The 15,882-nt window shown below is 70.3% G+C and carries 12 protein-coding genes; 8 read left to right on the top strand and 4 right to left on the bottom strand.

Annotation, left to right across the window (positions count from 1 at the left end; genetic code table 11):
- Positions 1 to 21: 21 nt before the first annotated feature.
- Positions 22 to 1,395: a cation:proton antiporter gene (locus KIT14_01685; GenBank protein MCW5889243.1), complete on the bottom strand. Its 1,374-nt coding sequence runs from the start codon at positions 1,393 to 1,395 to the stop codon at positions 22 to 24.
- A 222-nt stretch (positions 1,396 to 1,617) separates the two neighbouring features.
- On the opposite strand from KIT14_01685, the gene KIT14_01680 reads away from it, so the two are divergent.
- The 6 genes from KIT14_01680 to KIT14_01655 all read left to right on the top strand — a co-directional run bounded on the left by KIT14_01680 (position 1,618) and on the right by KIT14_01655 (position 10,071).
- Positions 1,618 to 2,178, top strand: coding sequence for a sigma-70 family RNA polymerase sigma factor (locus KIT14_01680; protein MCW5889242.1), 561 nt, complete (start codon positions 1,618 to 1,620; stop codon positions 2,176 to 2,178).
- Positions 2,175 to 2,960, top strand: a complete 786-nt coding sequence (locus tag KIT14_01675) for a zf-HC2 domain-containing protein (protein ID MCW5889241.1) — start codon at positions 2,175 to 2,177, stop codon at positions 2,958 to 2,960. Before KIT14_01680 ends, KIT14_01675 begins: the two co-directional genes overlap by 4 nt.
- 181 nt (positions 2,961 to 3,141) lie before the next feature.
- Entirely contained in the window at positions 3,142 to 4,371 is a 1,230-nt protein-coding gene (locus KIT14_01670; protein ID MCW5889240.1) for a cytochrome-c peroxidase, read from the top strand.
- 2 nt (positions 4,372 to 4,373) lie between these two features.
- Complete coding sequence (locus tag KIT14_01665; protein ID MCW5889239.1) at positions 4,374 to 5,492, top strand: metallophosphoesterase; 1,119 nt, start codon at positions 4,374 to 4,376, stop codon at positions 5,490 to 5,492.
- A 470-nt stretch (positions 5,493 to 5,962) separates the two neighbouring features.
- Positions 5,963 to 6,181, top strand: coding sequence for a hypothetical protein (locus KIT14_01660; protein MCW5889238.1), 219 nt, complete (start codon positions 5,963 to 5,965; stop codon positions 6,179 to 6,181).
- A 260-nt stretch (positions 6,182 to 6,441) separates the two neighbouring features.
- Positions 6,442 to 10,071: a hypothetical protein gene (locus KIT14_01655; GenBank protein ID MCW5889237.1), complete on the top strand. Its 3,630-nt coding sequence runs from the start codon at positions 6,442 to 6,444 to the stop codon at positions 10,069 to 10,071.
- A gap of 316 nt (positions 10,072 to 10,387) precedes the next feature.
- Here KIT14_01655 and KIT14_01650 read toward each other — a convergent pair whose 3' ends face one another.
- Positions 10,388 to 11,260 carry an MBL fold metallo-hydrolase gene (locus KIT14_01650; GenBank protein ID MCW5889236.1) on the bottom strand — a complete coding sequence of 291 codons (873 nt, stop codon included), beginning with the start codon at positions 11,258 to 11,260 and terminating at the stop codon, positions 10,388 to 10,390.
- Positions 11,261 to 11,379: 119 nt separating this feature from the next.
- On the opposite strand from KIT14_01650, the gene KIT14_01645 reads away from it, so the two are divergent.
- Both KIT14_01645 and KIT14_01640 read left to right on the top strand, forming a co-directional pair.
- A complete protein-coding gene (locus KIT14_01645) occupies positions 11,380 to 12,396 on the top strand; it encodes an alcohol dehydrogenase catalytic domain-containing protein (protein ID MCW5889235.1) in 1,017 nt (338 codons plus the stop codon).
- Positions 12,397 to 12,428: 32 nt separating this feature from the next.
- Positions 12,429 to 13,166, top strand: coding sequence for a class I SAM-dependent methyltransferase (locus KIT14_01640; GenBank protein MCW5889234.1), 738 nt, complete (start codon positions 12,429 to 12,431; stop codon positions 13,164 to 13,166).
- A 172-nt stretch (positions 13,167 to 13,338) separates the two neighbouring features.
- Here the strand turns inward: KIT14_01640 and KIT14_01635 are convergent, their stop codons facing one another.
- Together KIT14_01635 and KIT14_01630 are read right to left on the bottom strand one after the other, a co-directional pair.
- Positions 13,339 to 14,337: a hypothetical protein gene (locus KIT14_01635; protein ID MCW5889233.1), complete on the bottom strand. Its 999-nt coding sequence runs from the start codon at positions 14,335 to 14,337 to the stop codon at positions 13,339 to 13,341.
- Positions 14,338 to 14,646: 309 nt separating this feature from the next.
- Complete coding sequence (locus KIT14_01630) at positions 14,647 to 15,663, bottom strand: NAD-dependent epimerase (GenBank protein ID MCW5889232.1); 1,017 nt, start codon at positions 15,661 to 15,663, stop codon at positions 14,647 to 14,649.
- Positions 15,664 to 15,882: the final 219 nt, after the last annotated feature.

Here is a 15,882-nt window from a genome sequence, read left to right as displayed (position 1 = left end):
CCGCCGGCCGCCCACGAGGAGTCAACGCAGGCGTGGCCGGGGCCTCGTGACGGCGGCGTCGGGCGCGGCTCGGAGCTGCATGTCGCGCTGGAGCAGGTGGAGGAGGGGGGACGTCGCCACCGTCGTGACGATCGCCATCATCACCAGCATGGCGAACAGCGTCGGCGAGATGACGCCGAGATCGAGCCCGATGTTGAGCACGACCAGCTCCATCAGACCGCGCGTGTTCATGAGGACGCCGAGGCTCGCCGCATCGCGCCAGTCGAGGCCGGCGAGGCGCGCCGCGATCGCGCTGCCGCCGAACTTGCCCGCGCACGCGACCGCGATGACCACCGCGCAGATGGCCCATTGCCCGAGGCCGTGCACGAGCCCGATCTCGGTTCGCATGCCCGTGAACGCGAAGAACGCCGGCAGCAGCAGCACCACGACGAGATCCTCGAGCCGGTTCGTGAGGTCGCGCGCCAGCTGCGAATCGTGGGGGATGACCGCGCCCAGGAAGAACGCCCCGAACACGGCGTGGATGCCGATCAGCTCGGTGACGAGGGCCGACGCCAGCAGCGCCAGGCATGCCCCCGCGAGGGCGCCCTGCTGGACGCGCGTGCCCTCGAGCCGCGCGACCAGACGCGGGGCCAGCGGGCGCACGACGAGGAACATCGCCGCGACGTACGCCAGCGTCAGGGCGAGCGTGACCAGCGCGCTCGCCGCCTGCGCCTGGGCGATGGCCACGACCAGCGCCAGCAGGCACCAGGCCGAGACGTCGTCGACCGCGGCGCAGGTGATCGCCACGACGCCGAGCTTGGTGCGCTGGAGCCCGCGGTCGGTGAGGATGCGCGCCAGCACCGGGAACGCCGTCACCGACATGGCCACGCCGAGAAAGAGCGCGAAGCTCGTGAAGGGGACGTCGGCCGTGGCGAGCTGGGGGTAGAGCCACAGCGCCAGACCCGCGCCGAGCAGGAACGGCGCGACGATGCTGGCGTGCGAGATCGCGACGGTCGCGTGCGTCTGGCGCCCGAGCATCGTGGTGTCGAGCTCCAGCCCGACGAGGAACATGAAGAGGACGATCCCGACCTGCGCCAGCACGTTCAGGTAGGGGGCGACCTCGGGCGGCAGCAGAAACGCCGCGCCCTCGGGCCAGACGCGGCCGAGCAGCGAGGGGCCGAGCAGGATGCCGGCGAGCACCTCGCCGATCACCGGCGGCTGGTGCAGGCGGCGGAAGACCGCGCCGAGCGCGCGCGCCGCGGCGATCACCACGAGGAGCGCCAGGAGGACGTGCGGCAGGACGTCGCTCGGCGCCGCCGCCGCGCTCGTCGCGGCGGCGGCGGGCCGCGCCGGCGCCGCGAGCGCGCTGCCCAGGCTCCGGATCGCAAGAAATCCGCCGGCCGCCAGCGCCAGCATCGCGACGTAGGCAGCGACGACGGGCATGCGGCGGGACATCCCCTGTCCGCTCACGGGCCGGACCATGGCACGGCGGCCGGGACGCGGGAAGCACGATCGCCGCGCCCGGGGTTCACAATCCTCCGGCGGCGGAGTACGGAGGCGCGACGCAGCGACGATTCGGGAATAAATCGGGCCCGATCGACGTTCGGACGGCGGGAGAGCACAGCGCGGTTGATCGGCATGACCGACAGGAACGCGGCGCGGAGCGCCTTCGAGGCTCAGGTGCGGGCGGTGCTCGACCCGCTCTACGGGTTCGCCTGTGCCCTCGTGCCGCCGCCCGAGGCCGACGATCTCACCCAGGTCGCCTGCCTGCGCGCCTTGGAGCACTGGAGCGGCTTCACGCCGGGGACCAGCTTCAAGACCTGGATCTTCACGATCCTCAAGAACGAGTTCATCGACCGCTACCGCCGCGAGCGGCGGCGCTCCGAGCGCCAGCTCGAGCTGGCGGTGCCGCTCGACGGACCGGCCGAGGGGCTCGAGTCCGCGCTCATCGCACATCAGTGGGACGCCGAGGTGCGTGACGCGCTCCTGGCGCTGCCCGAGGGCTTCCGCGAGCCGGTGTATCTGAAGGACGTCGCCGGCTTCGCATACCGCGAGATCGCGGAGATCGCGGGCTGCCCGCTCGGCACGGTGATGTCGCGGCTGGCGCGCGGGCGGGCCATGCTGCGGACGGCGCTGGCCAAGCAGGCGACCGAGCGCGGGCTGCTGCGACGGGCGACGGACGTGCGGGTGGCGCGATGACCTGCCGCGAGGTGCGCGACCGCATCGCCGCGTGGGCCGACGACGAGCTGGGCGTCGAGGCGGCGCTCGACGTCGAGGCGCACCTCGAGCGCTGCCCGACGTGTCAGGCGGCGGCCGAGCGCCAGCGCGACTTCCGGACGACGGTCGGCGCGCTGTATCCGCGGCCGCGCATGCCCGAGACCTCGCGGCGCGCGCTCCTGAGGCAGCTGCGGCCGCCGCGCCGCGCGCCGCGCATCGCCGCGACGGCGTTGGCCGCGTCGCTCGCCGCCGTCGCGGCGATGTGGGCGCTGCGTACGCCGGGGCTGCCGGCCGAGGTGCATGCGGCGGTCGCGATGCACGAGGTCGCCGAGCACGGGCTGCCGCCGCTCGGCGTCACCTCGTCCGCGCTGCCGGCGGTGAACCGCTGGCTGCGCGACGAGCTGCCGTTCGCGGGCGAGATCGCGCCGGGGCCGGCGTCGCTGCGGCTCGCGGGCGCGGCGGCGGTGCGCGTCGGCGGCGCGCGGGCGGCCTGGGTGCTCTACCGCGACGGAGCGGAGCCGGTGTCGCTGTTCGTGCTGCCGCCGCGGGAATGGCCCGCGGTCGGCGAGGCGGTGCACCACCGCGGCATCGAGTTCCGCACCTTGGAAGTCGGCGGGCATCGTGTGATCGCGTGGAACCACGATCCCGTCTCGTACCTCCTCGTGTCCTCGATCCACCGGCGGCCCGCCGAGGCGTGCGCCGTCTGTCACGTGGGACCCGAGGCCCCGGCCGTCGCGGGGTTCGCGATGCCGTCGGGCAGCTGAGCCGCAGGGGGAAATGCGCATGATGCAGAAGAGGACGTGGAGCTTCGGGATGGTGGCGGCGGTGCTCGCCCTGCCGTCTCTCGTCGGGGCGCAATCGCCGCCGGCGACGACACCGGACGCGCCGCCCGAGCCGCCGCCCCCGGCCAGGGCCGAGGCGAAGGGGCCGCACGGGGCGATGCCGATGGCCGAGCAGCGCGCGGAGCTGGCGAAGCTCCAGGGGCAGCTCGACGTCACGGCGCCGCCGCCGGGCTACGACCCGGTGATCTGGGCGACGCTCGTGCCCGCCGACAACGCGATGACGCCCGAGCGCGTCGAGCTGGGGCGCAAGCTCTACTTCGACTCGCGGCTCTCGCGCGACGGCACCGTCGCCTGCGCGACCTGCCACGACGTCAGCCGCGGCTTCACCGACCAGCGCAACGTCTCCGAGGGCATCGAGGACAAGCTCGGCCGGCGCAACGCGCCGACGACGCTGAACGCCGTCTTCTTCCAGACCCAGTTCCTCGACGGTCGCGTGCCGTCGCTCGAGGAGCAGGCGAAGCTGCCGATCACGAACCCGATCGAGATGGGCCAGCCCGACGGCGCCGCGGCGATGAAGAACGTCGCCGACGATCCCGAATACGAGGACCTCTTCCAGAAGGCCTACGGCCGGGCGCCGAACTTCGACGACCTGGCGCGTGCCATCGCCGCCTTCGAGCGCACGCTCGTCTTCCTCGACTCGCCCTTCCAGAAGTTCCTCGCCGGCGACAAGGGCGCGATCTCCGAGAACGCGCAGCTCGGCTGGGCGCTCTACAACGGCAAGGCGCGCTGCGTGAGCTGCCACCCGATCAACGGCGCCAACCCGATCGGCAGCGACAACCGCTTCCACAACATCGGCGTCGCCGCCCGCCACCAGGATTTCGAGAAGCTCGCCGCGCAGGCGCAGGTGGCGCTGCGGGGAAAGACCGGCGGCGCCGCGCTGGAGGCGATCGACAAGCTGGCGCTCGAGACCGACCTCTCGGAGCTCGGCCGCTTCCTCGTCACCCAGAACCGCTCCGACATGGGCGCCTTCAAGACGCTCCAGGTGCGCAACATCGGCATCACGGCGCCGTACATGCACGACGGCTCGATGCAGACGCTGTGGGACGTCATCGACCACTACAACAAGGGCGGCGAGGCGAACCTCTTCCTCGACGGCGGCATCGAGCCGCTCGCGCTCAGCGAGCCCGAGATCGACCAGCTCGTCGAGCTGCTCTTCACGATGACGGATTCGCGCCTCGGCGCGCAGAACAACGCCGAGATGACGCGGCAGAAGGCGATCGCCGCGACCAAGCGGCCGTTCCGCGACACCGACCTGGCGATGCGCAAGGTGCTCCCGTTCGAGACCCGTCTGAAGCAGGACCAGGCGGCGGCCGCCGGGGCGAAGGAGAACTGACGATGCCGAGGCGCAAGGATCCCGAGACCCGCTGGTACGAGGAGCGCGACGAGCTCTTCCGCGCGCTGCCGCACCTGGACCGTCGCAGCTTCATGAAGGTCGCCGCCGCCGCCGCGAGCGCCGCGCTCGTCAATGGGGTGGCGGTGAACCCGACGTCGTTCTCCACCGTCCGCGTCGCGGACGCCACGACGGCGGGCGAGGCCTTCACCTTCGCGTACATCTCCGACTCGCACCTCTACGATCGGACGCTGAACGACCGCTTCGTCAACGCCCTCATGCGCGCGGTCGACGACGTCAACCGCATGGACCCGCAGCCGGACTTCGTCCTCTACGGCGGCGACCTCGCGCAGCTCGGCCAGGCGTCGGAGCTGGATCTCGGCGCGCAGATCCTGAAGGACCTGCGGGCGCCGGTCCGCATGATGGTCGGCGAGCACGACTGGTTCCTCGACATGGGCGAGAAGTGGAAGTCGCTGTTCGGCGAGGAGACCTACTCGTTCGACCACAAGGGCGTGCACTTCGTCACCCTGATGTCGGTCCACGAGAAGGACTTCTGGACCGAGCGCAAGATGACGCCGATGGAGCGCATGCTCACCGTCGCCGGCCTCGACAACGGCATGCAGAGCCGCTTCGAGGTGACGGCGCCGCAGCGCGAGTGGCTGAAGAACGACCTCGCGAAGGTGAGCGCGGACACGCCGGTGATCGTGTTCTCGCACTCGCCGCTCTACCACTACTACGAGCCCTGGAACTTCTGGACCGTCGACGCACCCGAGGTGCAGGCGATCCTGAAGAAGTTCAAGACCGTGACCGTCATCCACGGCCACACGCACCAGATGCTCACCAACCGCGTCGGCAACATCCACTTCCACGGCATGCTGTCGACGGCGTGGCCGTGGCCGTACGCGCCCGAGGGCCTGCCGGCGCTGACCGTGCAGATGAACCGGCCCGATCCGTTCGATCCCAACGACGGCTGCGGCGACGGGCAGGTGAACGTCGGCGCCGCGGGGCTCGTCGACAAGGTCTACAACCTCTGGAACCGCAACCCGATCTCGGTGCCCAGCGGCTATCTCGCGTCGAACGGCAAGAAGGACCGCCCGCCGACGCCCACCCTGACCAGCTTCTGAGGGGGACGAAGATGCGAAAGACGATCGTGGCCGGCATCACCTGTGCGGCCCTGCTGGCGGTGGGACTGGTCGTGGCTTCCGAGCGCGGCGGCACGGAGCAGGCGGCCGAGGGCGTGACCGTCGAGCTGTGCGACGGCGAGACCAAGGTGCAGCTCGCGGCCAACACGCCGGTCACCGCCGAGCAGGGGCAGAAGATCGCCGACCAGCTGATGGAGAAGTGGCGCCAGAAGAACCCCGGCTCCGACTGGATCGCCGAGGAGCAGGCGAAGCACAAGATCGTGCCGCCGGCCGACAACTCGAAGCTCGTGGGCAAGGGCAAGGACGACACCGGCCAGGGCCAGACCTACGGCCGCATCTCGCCCGAGGACGTCGCCGTCTGGGCGCGCGAGAACGTCGCCATGGCGACGCGCGGCTCGCAGGTCTTCCACAGCGGCGACGAGCTGGGCAGCACCATCGGCGTCTCCTGCGACATGTGCCATCCCGACGCCGCCAACACGCACCCCGAGACCTATCCGAAGTTCCAGCCGCAGCTCGGTCGCACCGTCCTGCTGCGCGACATGATCAACTGGTGCATCGAGCACCCCGTCCGCGGCGCCAAGCTCGCCGAGGACGACCCCAAGATGCGCGCGATGGAGGCCTACATCCTCGCGCAGCGCAAGGGCACGCCGCTCGACTACGGCCGGCGGTGAGACGGTCGGGGCGACCGGTGCATCCTCGGACGCGCCGGTCGCCCCTATGACACGCGCTCGGCGACTTGCTTCCCATGCACCGTGCCGTCGTTTGGGGGAATTCGGCGACCGTTCTGGGCTCCGCTCTTGGGGTCGGGAACGGGTCCATTGGGCTGCTCTTCGCCGGGCTCGCTCGCGTGGTGCTGTGAGCTTGCTTATCTCGCCAATTGATAGTACGCGCCATTTCCTCCGAGTTCATCTCGTTCCGCGAGGAGGGGTGCGTGCGCAATGACATCGTTCTTGCGGGTGTGGTTGTCATGGGGCTCGTCCTCGCGGCACGGTGGGCCGCCGGCGCTACGATTCCCGTCGTGCACGAGCCCGTGACCGCCGTGGTGAAGTCGGGGGCAGCGTTCGTCCCGGTCTCTATCACCGGATGGGGGTTAGGTCCGGAAACGGGGTCCGAGGTCGACGTGATCAGCTCCTTGGGCACGACGACGCTCGGGGCGAGCCATGCGGACATCGTACTCTGGAACGACCGGCAGGTCGTCGTGAAGATATCACCGTCGCTCACGAACCTGTCTGTTCGCGTGCGACACCCCGGCGGCGAGAGTATGGCGTTCCCCGTCGAGTTCTTTCGCTATGATAGTTTCGGCGCTGCCGCGCCGGCGTCGCTCCCGGTCGACTTGGTCGTGGATGCGGCAAGCCGCGTGTGGATCATTGCGCAGTTCCACGACTCGCTGCGTTACTGGGATCCCGCGGATGCGACCGTGCATACGGTGGCGATCCCACACGCCGCGGGGGCGGGGGCCTTCACCAGTTTTGGCTTGCGGACTTGGAACAGCCCGGTCGGCGAGGACATCGCGCTCGACTCCCACGGTCGCCTCTGGTGGGCGCAGGGGGGCGGTGTTCATGCCACACTCCCGGCGTTCAGCCGCGTCGTCTCCTACGATCCCGCGGAGGACGAGCCCGATCGATTCCGTATCTGGAACGTCCCCGGGAATCAAAGCTGGGCCACCCACGTCGTCTGGGATGCATACCGCTCCCGAATGTGGTTCTCGCGGCTGCCGCGGACTCTCTGCAACAACGAGGCGGGGGGGGCGGGCATTGCTTGCGCGACGGCACAGCCCGCTCGACTTGTCGCATTCTACCCTGACGATCACGGAGGCGCCCTTCCCCACGACAACGCATTCGACTTCAACGCCGCCACGTCCGCCGCCACCTGCACGGGCTTCTCGCAAAACGCGTATCCGACGCCGCCGACCGCCGGAACCTGTGCGGGTGTGACACCGACACGGGCGTGTTTCACCGCGGCGGATTGTGTGCTTGCGAATAAGGTTTGTGGTCCCCCTCCCGTTGACGAGACGACGTGCTTTCGTGAGTACGATGTCCCGAGCTCCATGGGGCCGCGCGGGATGGTGGTCGATGTGGACGGGAACCTCTGGTTCGCCAGCACGCTCGCCACCAGTGGGTTCGGTTACCTCGGACGTCTCGATCCCACGACCGGCACCATCACTAGATTTCCGTTCCGAGAGTCCGACGTACCGTCCGCGGACCCTGCCGCAAACGCCAGCGGTGTACAGCCCGTCGAGGTCGCAATGGGACCGAACGGCGACATCGTCGTGGCGGAAGGCAACGCGTCGCGGGTGACACGGCTGCGGAAGGCTGGTTTGAACACCGCCCTGTTCGAGTTCATTTGCCCCCTGCTACTAGGCCCGGGTGACTCCAACATCTGTATGACGGAGCTCCTCAGCCCAAATTATTGTGATCGCACGGCAGGCACCTGCGTCCTCGGAGCCGGCTCCGGCTCGGGTATCGTAGACAAGCGTGTCCGCGACGTGGCTGTCGATTTCTTCGGGAACACTTGGTTCACGCAGCGCGGGCGTACGACGGGGGCTCCGTCGACCAGCCTCGGGCTGGTGCGCCCAGGGTGGGGACGCATCGCCCTCCTTCCGCCGCTCAGTCTGTTCGGCGGTGCGGCCTTCCAAGGCGGTGGTATCGACGTCGATCCAGTCACCAATGCCGTCTGGTTCGCGGAAAGCGATCGTCGAGAGGTCGGTCGCATTCATCCTCTGCCAGTGGCGTTCGGCCCCGCCACGGCGCTACGCCGCACCGGTCTCTCGACCGTGCCGATCTCGGTGACGGGCACCGGGTTCGGTCCGCCGGCCGCGGGCTCGGAGATCGTGGTGCAGTCGGGTGCCTCCGCGCTCAACATCCCGGCGACCGACGCCAGCGTCGTTCTGTGGTCGGATCGACAGATCGTCATTGAGGTGAGCGAATCACTGACCAACGCCACGGTGTCGGTGACCACGCCCGCCGGCTCGAGTGCGGCGGTGTCGACGGAGTACTACCAGTACGACGTTTTCAGCACGAGCCTGACGGCGGCCGGTCTCGCGCTGGATCCGGCCATCGATACAGCCTCGGGGCGTGTCTGGGTGCTCGACGAGTTTCATAGGCACCTGAAATTCTGGAATCCCGGCTCCGAGGAAGTAGAGCTCATTCCCGATGCAGTGCCGAGCGGTCAAACATTCCCGGACCTCATTCCGCATGCCCTCACCACTGGGGCGTTCTCCGTGAGCTTCCAATGTCGACCCGCCCCAGGTTCGCTTTGCACATGCCCGATCGGCAATCCTAATCATGTATGCGAGGCCCGCTCGTGGGTGAGTACATGGGGAGAGGATGTGCTCATCGACGGTACGGGTCGGGCATGGTTCGGGCAGGGCGGAATCACGGCGACCGGTCTCCCAAACCATGGACGCATCGTGTCTTATGACCCGAACCTCGCCGTCGGCTCGCGGTTCAAGATATGGAACATTCCCGGGAACGACGTAGGGGCTCCGTTCGTCGTCTGGGACGAGGATTCCGATCGACTCTGGTTCACCACAAAGCGCCGGGAGACTTGCAACAGCGGCGGCCTTTTTGATCCTCGGAAATGTACGACCATCGCACCGCCACGCCTCATGAGCTTCCGTCCCGATGCTGGGTATTTCCCGCACGACAACCGGTTCGATTTCGAGGCGGCCGCGGCTGATCCGGATAATGAATGCGTCGGGTTCTCGCAGGAGACGTATCCGGACGCTCCGATCGCAGGGGCCTGCGCAACCTCGGGACAGCCTTGCATCGACGATCGCGACTGCATTCTCCTGGAGACTCTCTGTGGCACCGGATTGACCGACGACTACTGTTTCCAGGCATACGATCTCGATGATCCGAACGATTTTGCGGACGACCCGTATCTGAAGGACCTGGCTCATATCGAGCTCGATGACGGAGCGATCTGGTCAACCACGTACTTGCGGAGCGCGAAGATCGGGCGCTTCGACCTCGGGACAGGAGAGCAGGTATGGTATCCGTCTCGCCCAGCCGAGTCGCCGGGAATCGGCTTCAGCCTCGGCGTTGCGCAGTGGGAGCTGCGGGTCTCCGATAGACATCCTGTGTACTCCGAGTACGGCGCGAGCCGACTATCTCGGCTCGATGGCGATCAGTTTGACAACGCTGCCTGTCAGAGCCTCGTCTCTCTTCATGCTCCCACCGACTGCGAGACGTTGCCGGATGCCACGTGCGACAACCCGTGCATCACGCAGATGCTGCCGCCGAACATCTGCGTCGGAAGCTGCGCCTCCTGGAGCTTCGATGGAGGTTTCCGGGTCAAGTCGGTCGCACGTGGTCTCGACTCCCGCGTGTGGTTCACGGAAACGGCGGATGCGTCCAACTCGGCCGGCGTCGAGGCGCTGGGATTCCTGGAGACGTCTTCGTCCACGCGGATGATCATGTTGCCGCCGATCGCGCTGGTTTCGGATCCGGGGGAGCCGCATCGCGGCGCCGGTATCGACATCGATCCGATGACGGGCCAAATCTGGGTCACCGACGTGATTCGCAGCGAGCTCATGCGGCTTACGCCACTGGCGCCTTAAGTGCGCGAAGCTTCTCCGTTCACCTATGGCTCTTGCGAGCGGAGTGAGCTGGTGTCGTTCTCGTACGCGCCAACGTCGCGCCCGCCCGCGTGTCGTGCGAGAGCCTACGTTGCTTTCTCCTGGAACGGCTCGCAGAGTCTACCACGGCCTTTGTGTCTGAGAAGGGTGATTTTATGGCCGAGCTGGGAGCCCTGCTCGGCTCACCACCGTGCTGAAAGGGTTCAATCCCCGCTTTGGAAGTGGGGATCGCGTACCCGGATCCCGGTTCTCCGATGGGGTGCGGAAACTACGCGGCACAGGCGGCGCCCCGACCGCGTCACAGCGCGACGGTTCCGCCGATCGGGACCGTGCCGAGCCGGACGTCCCGGCCGGCGGCACCGAGCGCGTCGACGAGGCGAGGAAAGGCGAGCGCGGGCAGCGGGCGCGCGCCCGCCTCCATGGGGCGGAAGAAGTCGTCCCAGTGCGAGAGCAGGATCGCGCCGGGCGCGAACGCCGACAGCACGCGGGTCGGAAAGTCGCGCGTCGACGTCCAGCCCGCGACGCACATGAGCAGCAGATCGACGCCGGGCACGCGCTGGGCGTCGACCAGGTTCGCGCTGCCGAGGTGGTAGAGGCGCTTGCCGGCGACGGTGATCTCGACGCCGAAGACGGCGCCGCAGCGGTAGCGCTGCGCGCGCATCGGCACCTGGTCGCAGTCGGCGATCTCGCCGGGGAACGGGATGCGGCCGAGGAGCAGCGCCGAGTGCGCGCTCGGTACGAAGCGGAGCGCGAACGGCCCCACCTGCGCCCGCACCGGCTCGCCGCGGAGCGCGCTCTCGACGTCGACGACGCGGCCGTCGGGTACGCCGTCGATCCGGCACAGCGCGGCGCACGAGCGCGAGCCGTAGACCGTCGCGCCGGTGGCGCGCGCGATCGCCGGCACGTCGAGGGCGTGGTCGAAGTGCGTGTGGCCGGTGACGATGGCGTCGGCGCGCGGCGCCCAGCGTGCGACGGCCGCGGCGTCGCTGGCGAGCGGCGCCCGCACGCAGCTCCACAGCGAGGCGCGGGTCACGTAGGGGTCGATCAGCACCGTCGTGCCGTCGTGCTCGATCGCGAAGCCGGCGGTGCCGAGCCAGGTGACGCGCACCGGCGGCCGCGTCGCCGGCGGCGCGAACGCGTCGGGCGCGAAGGGCAGATCCTCGGGCCGCATCGCCCCGGCATAGCGGAGCCGCGGCGCGCCTGTCACGGGGACGGCGCGCAGCGCGCGGCGCGCGCGCGGCGTCGCCGACGGCGGGTTGAGTGGTCGCGAGATCGTGGCAGGGTGCGCGCATGGCGAAGATGACGGTGGCCGTCTTCCAGAAGGCGAACGCTCCCCTCGAGATCGAGACGCGCGACGTCCCCGAGCCCGGGCCCGGGTGGGTCCTCCTCAAGGTCCACGCCTGCGGCGTCTGCCACAGCGACCTGTTCGTGAGGGGCGGGGCGTTTCCCGGTCTGACGCTGCCGCGCGTGCCCGGCCACGAGGTCGCGGCGGTCGTGGAGAAGGTCGGGGCGGGCGTGCGGCCGTGGAAGCCGGGCGACCGCGTCGGCGTCGGCTGGCACGGCGGCCACTGCTTCGTGTGCGACTCCTGCCGCGTCGGCGACTTCGTCACCTGCGTCGAGGAGAAGGTCACCGGCTTCGCCTACGACGGCGGGTACGCCACCTGGATGGTGGCGCGCGCCGAGGCGCTGGCGCGCATCCCCGACGCGCTCGGGTTCGTCGAAGCGGCTCCGCTCATGTGCGCCGGGGTCACGACGTTCAACTCGATCCGCCATACCGGGGTCCGCCCCGGCGAGCTGGTGGCGGTGCTCGGCCTCGGCGGCCTCGGTCACCTCGCCGTGCAGTTCGCCCACAAGATGGGCCTGCGCACGATCGGCATCGCGCGGGGCGACGACAAGGCCCCCCTCGCCGAGCAGCTCGGCGCCGACGACTACATCGACACCACCAAGACGCCGGCCGGCGCGGCGCTGGCGAAGCTCGGCGGCGCGAAGCTCATCGTCTCGACCATCGTCCACGGCCCGACCGTGGTCGAGGCGATGGGCGGCCTCGGCGTCTCCGGGCAGATGCTCGTCCTCGGCGCCGTCGCCGAGCCGCTGCCGATCTCGACGGTCCCGATGATCCTCCGCCGCCAGTCGCTGCGCGCCTGGCCGAGCGGCCACGCGAAGGACTCCGAGGAGACGCTGCAGTTCGCCGTCGACACCGGCGTCCGTCCGATGACCGAGATCTTCCCGCTCGAGCAGGCGAACGAGGCGCTCGAGCGGATGGAGAGCGGCAAGGCGCGCTTCCGGGCGGTCCTTCAGCTGGCGTGACGCGGGCGGCGTCGCCGCGCTACACCCCGGGCGTGAGCGACGCGCTCCTGCGCATCTTTCGCGGCCTGCCGCGCTACGCGCCCGGCAGCGACGACGCCACGCGCGAAGCGCTGCGCCGCCTGGGGCCCCTGCCGCCGCGCCCGCGCGTGATCGACCTCGGCTGCGGCGGCGGTGCGCAGACCCTGACGCTCGCCGCGGCGCTGGACGGGCCGCCGATCGTCGCCGTCGATCGGCATCGGCCCTTTCTCGACGAGCTCGACGCGGCCGCGTCGCGCGCCGGGCTCGGGCATCGCATCCGCACGCGCTGCGCCGACTTCGCTGCGCTCGACGACGCGCCCGGCAGCTACGACCTCGTCTGGAGCGAGGGCGCCATCTACCACCTCGGCCTCGCCGACGGCCAGCGCCGCTGGCGGCCGCTGCTGGCGCCCGGCGGACGGTTGGCGGCAACCGAGCTCACCTGGACGACGGACGATCCGCCCGCCGAGGCGGCCGCGTTCTGGGGCGCGGCCCATCCGGCGATGGCCGACGAGGCGGACGATCGTCGCGTCATCGCCGAGGCCGGCTGGATCGTGCTCGACGCCTTCGCGCTGCCGGCATCGGCCTGGTGGGACGGCTACTACGCGCCGCTCGACGCACGTCTCGCGGAGCTGATGCCCGAGGCCGACGCGTCGCTGCGCGCCGCCGTCGCCGAGACGCGCCGCGAGATCGATCTCTGGCGGCGTCACGGCTCGTCGTACGGGTACGTCTTCTACCTGCTGCGGCCGCGCTAGCCGCAATGCCGGTCGGCCGCGCGCGGCGCGGAACGTCTCCGCGCACGTCCGCATCGACTCGCCCATCGTCCCGTCCCCCCGCGGACGATCATCCAGGACCGGCCCGATCGACAGGCCGTCCTCGAGGCCGGGCAAGGCTCGCGTGGACCTGGTTTGGACCGGGCTGGCCGGCTCAGGAGCAGGTGCCGCCGCCGGCGTGGCAGTTGGCGTCCGCGGCCGTGCCGGCGAGACCGGCGGCGCCGTCCGCTCCATCCATGCCGTCCGTGCCGTCGGGCGCGTGGCCGTCGCCGAGGGGCCAGTTGGTGCCGCCGGCGCCCTTGCGGCCGCGCGTGCCGCCGGCGCCGAAGCAGGAGAAGCCGCCCGGCGTGCAGCTGTTCGTGCCGCCCGTGCCGGCGGTGCACGCGTTCAGGAGGAACGTGACGCCGGTGAGCGACGGCTGGACGGTGCTGAAGATCGCGGCGCCGATGGCGTCGCCGCCGGCGCCGTTCGAGCCGCCTGCAGCGCCGTCGGCGCCATTGCCGCCCTCGCCGCCGTGCTTGCCGGCGTCGTTCGCTCCTTCGATGCCGCCGGCGGCACCGTCGCCGCCGCTGCCACCGCTGCCGGCCGTGCGGCCGAAGCCGCCGTTGTTGCCGGTGGCCAGGTTGTTGCGGAAGGTCGTGTCGCTCACGGTCAGCGTTCCGGTGTTGAAGCTCGCGCCGCCGAAGCCGCCGCCGCCGGTGCCGCCGTTGCCGCCCTCGGTACCGGGCCGTCCGTCGGCGCCGTCGCCACCGTCCCCGCCGTTGCCGCCGTTCGTGCCGGTCGGGGCGTTCGAGAGCGAGCCGCCGCCGCGGCCGCCAGTGCCGCCGAAGCCGGCGCGGCCACCGCCGCCGCCGAAGACGCTGTTGGCGGCGAACAGACAGCTCTCGAGCGTGAGGTTGCCGGCGTTGTAGATGCCGCCGCCTTCGGCGCCGCCGCCGTCTCCGCCGTCGCCACCCTTGGTGGCGAGGCCGCCGGTCGCGCCGTTCCCGCCGTGACCCGCATCGGTGCCCTCGCCGCTGCCGCCGCGACCGCCGCTGCCGCCGTCGCCCCCGCGTCCGCCCTCGCCGCCCTTGCCGCCGAGACCGCCGGCCGCCGAGTTGAGCTCGACGCGGCAGTTGCGCAGGACGACCGTCGCGCCGGCGGCGATCTGCATGCCGCCGCCGCGGGCCGATCCGCCTGGTGCGCCGGGAAGCAGGCGCTGGCCGAAGATCACTCAGCTGCCGTCGGGACAGCGCGGCGGCTTCCTGGCGGCGGCGGGGCCGGCGACGAGGAGGAGGGCGATCACGAGGAGCGCGGCGGGCCGCATGGGGCCGACGCTAACGCCGGGGTTGCGACGGGGTCAACGCGAAAGTCGGCTTCCTTCCTGGCGAGGAGGCTCGCTCCCTGGCGCGTTCCCGCGCCGACCGCCCGCGTTCTCGTGCGCGTCCCGGAGCGCGCGCGTGCCCGACGCGGCCCGCCGCCGTCAGCGTTTCGGCTGCACGCCGTGGTACTCGAGGTACCAGTCGACGAACCGTCGCACGCCGACCTCGACCGGCGTGTTCGGCCGGTAGCTGACGTCGCGCGCGAGGTCCTCGACGTCGGCCCAGGTGTCGGGCACGTCGCCGGGCTGGAGCGGCAGCATGTTCATCTCGGCCTTCTTGCCGAGGCACTCCTCCAGCAGCTGGATGTAGCGCAGCAGCTCGACGGGCTGCGCGTTGCCGATGTTGTAGATGCGGTAGGGCGACTTGCTGGTCGCCGGATCCGGCGCCTCGGAGTTCCAGTCGGGGTTGCCGGTGGCGACGTTGTCCATGCAGCCGACGACGCCCGAGACGATGTCCTCGACGTAGGTGAAGTCGCGCTTGTGGTGGCCGTGGTTGAAGACGTTGATCGGCTGCCCGGCGAGGATCGCCTTGGCGAAGAGGAAGAGCGCCATGTCGGGACGGCCCCACGGCCCGTACACCGTGAAGAAGCGCAGGCCCGTCGTCGGCAGGCCGTAGAGCGTGGCGTAGGTGTGCGCCATCAGCTCGGTGCCCTTCTTGGTCGCGGCATAGAGCGACAGCGGGTGGTCGACGTTCTGGTGCACCGAGAACGGCATCTTCGTGTTGGCGCCGTACACCGAGCTGGTCGAGGCGTAGACCAGGTGCTGCACCTTCGTGTGCCGGCAGCCCTCGAGGACGTTCAGCGTGCCGACGACGTTGCTGTCGACGTAGGCGTGCGGGTTCTCCATCGAGTAGCGCACGCCGGCCTGGGCGCCGAGGTGGATGACGCGGTCGAAGCGCTCCTGCTGGAACAGTGCCTCCATGCCGGGGCGGTCGGCCAGGTCGAGCTTCGCGAAGCGGAAGCCGGGCTTCTCGAGACGCGCCAGGCGCGCCTGCTTGAGGGTCACGTCGTAGTAGTCGTTCAGGTTGTCGAGGCCGACGACCTCGTCACCGCGGTCGAGCAACCGGTGCGACGTGAAAGAGCCGATGAACCCGGCTGCGCCCGTGACGAGTACCTTCATCCCGTTTCCCTTCTTTCTGGACCGTGGCGGCCCGGACCGCTGCCGGACCGACGGCCATTGTTGCGGGCCGCCGCCCGAAGTTCCACCAGCCCTGCGGGTCTCACCCGATGCGACCGGTTGTCAGTCCGGGACGCGGCTGTAATTCCTGCCCGTCGCGCGGACGGGAAAATCCTCGCGGAATCACGCAGATCGCCCTGGCACGCGGCTCGCTTTCTACTG

Source organism: bacterium (assembly GCA_026129405.1).
Lineage (GTDB): Bacteria > Desulfobacterota > Binatia > DP-6 > DP-6 > JAHCID01.
Note: the sequence above shows the minus strand (reverse complement) of the source record. Positions and strands in the feature narration are given on the sequence as shown.

Bases quoted from the DNA above. Each gene is read 5' to 3' on its own strand.
- KIT14_01675 (MCW5889241.1), top strand. From the start codon at position 2,175: ATGACCTGCCGCGAGGTGCGCGACCGCATCGCCGCGTGGGCCGACGAC.
- KIT14_01670 (MCW5889240.1), top strand. From the start codon at position 3,142: ATGGCCGAGCAGCGCGCGGAGCTGGCGAAGCTCCAGGGGCAGCTCGAC.
- KIT14_01635 (MCW5889233.1), bottom strand. From the start codon at position 14,337: ATGCAGATCGCCGCCGGCGCGACGGTCGTCCTGCGCAACTGCCGCGTC.
- KIT14_01680 (MCW5889242.1), top strand. From the start codon at position 1,618: ATGACCGACAGGAACGCGGCGCGGAGCGCCTTCGAGGCTCAGGTGCGG.
- KIT14_01630 (MCW5889232.1), bottom strand. From the start codon at position 15,663: ATGAAGGTACTCGTCACGGGCGCAGCCGGGTTCATCGGCTCTTTCACG.
- KIT14_01665 (MCW5889239.1), top strand. From the start codon at position 4,374: ATGCCGAGGCGCAAGGATCCCGAGACCCGCTGGTACGAGGAGCGCGAC.
- KIT14_01645 (MCW5889235.1), top strand. From the start codon at position 11,380: ATGGCGAAGATGACGGTGGCCGTCTTCCAGAAGGCGAACGCTCCCCTC.
- KIT14_01650 (MCW5889236.1), bottom strand. From the start codon at position 11,260: ATGCGGCCCGAGGATCTGCCCTTCGCGCCCGACGCGTTCGCGCCGCCG.
- KIT14_01660 (MCW5889238.1), top strand. From the start codon at position 5,963: ATGTGCCATCCCGACGCCGCCAACACGCACCCCGAGACCTATCCGAAG.
- KIT14_01685 (MCW5889243.1), bottom strand. From the start codon at position 1,395: ATGCTGGCGCTGGCGGCCGGCGGATTTCTTGCGATCCGGAGCCTGGGC.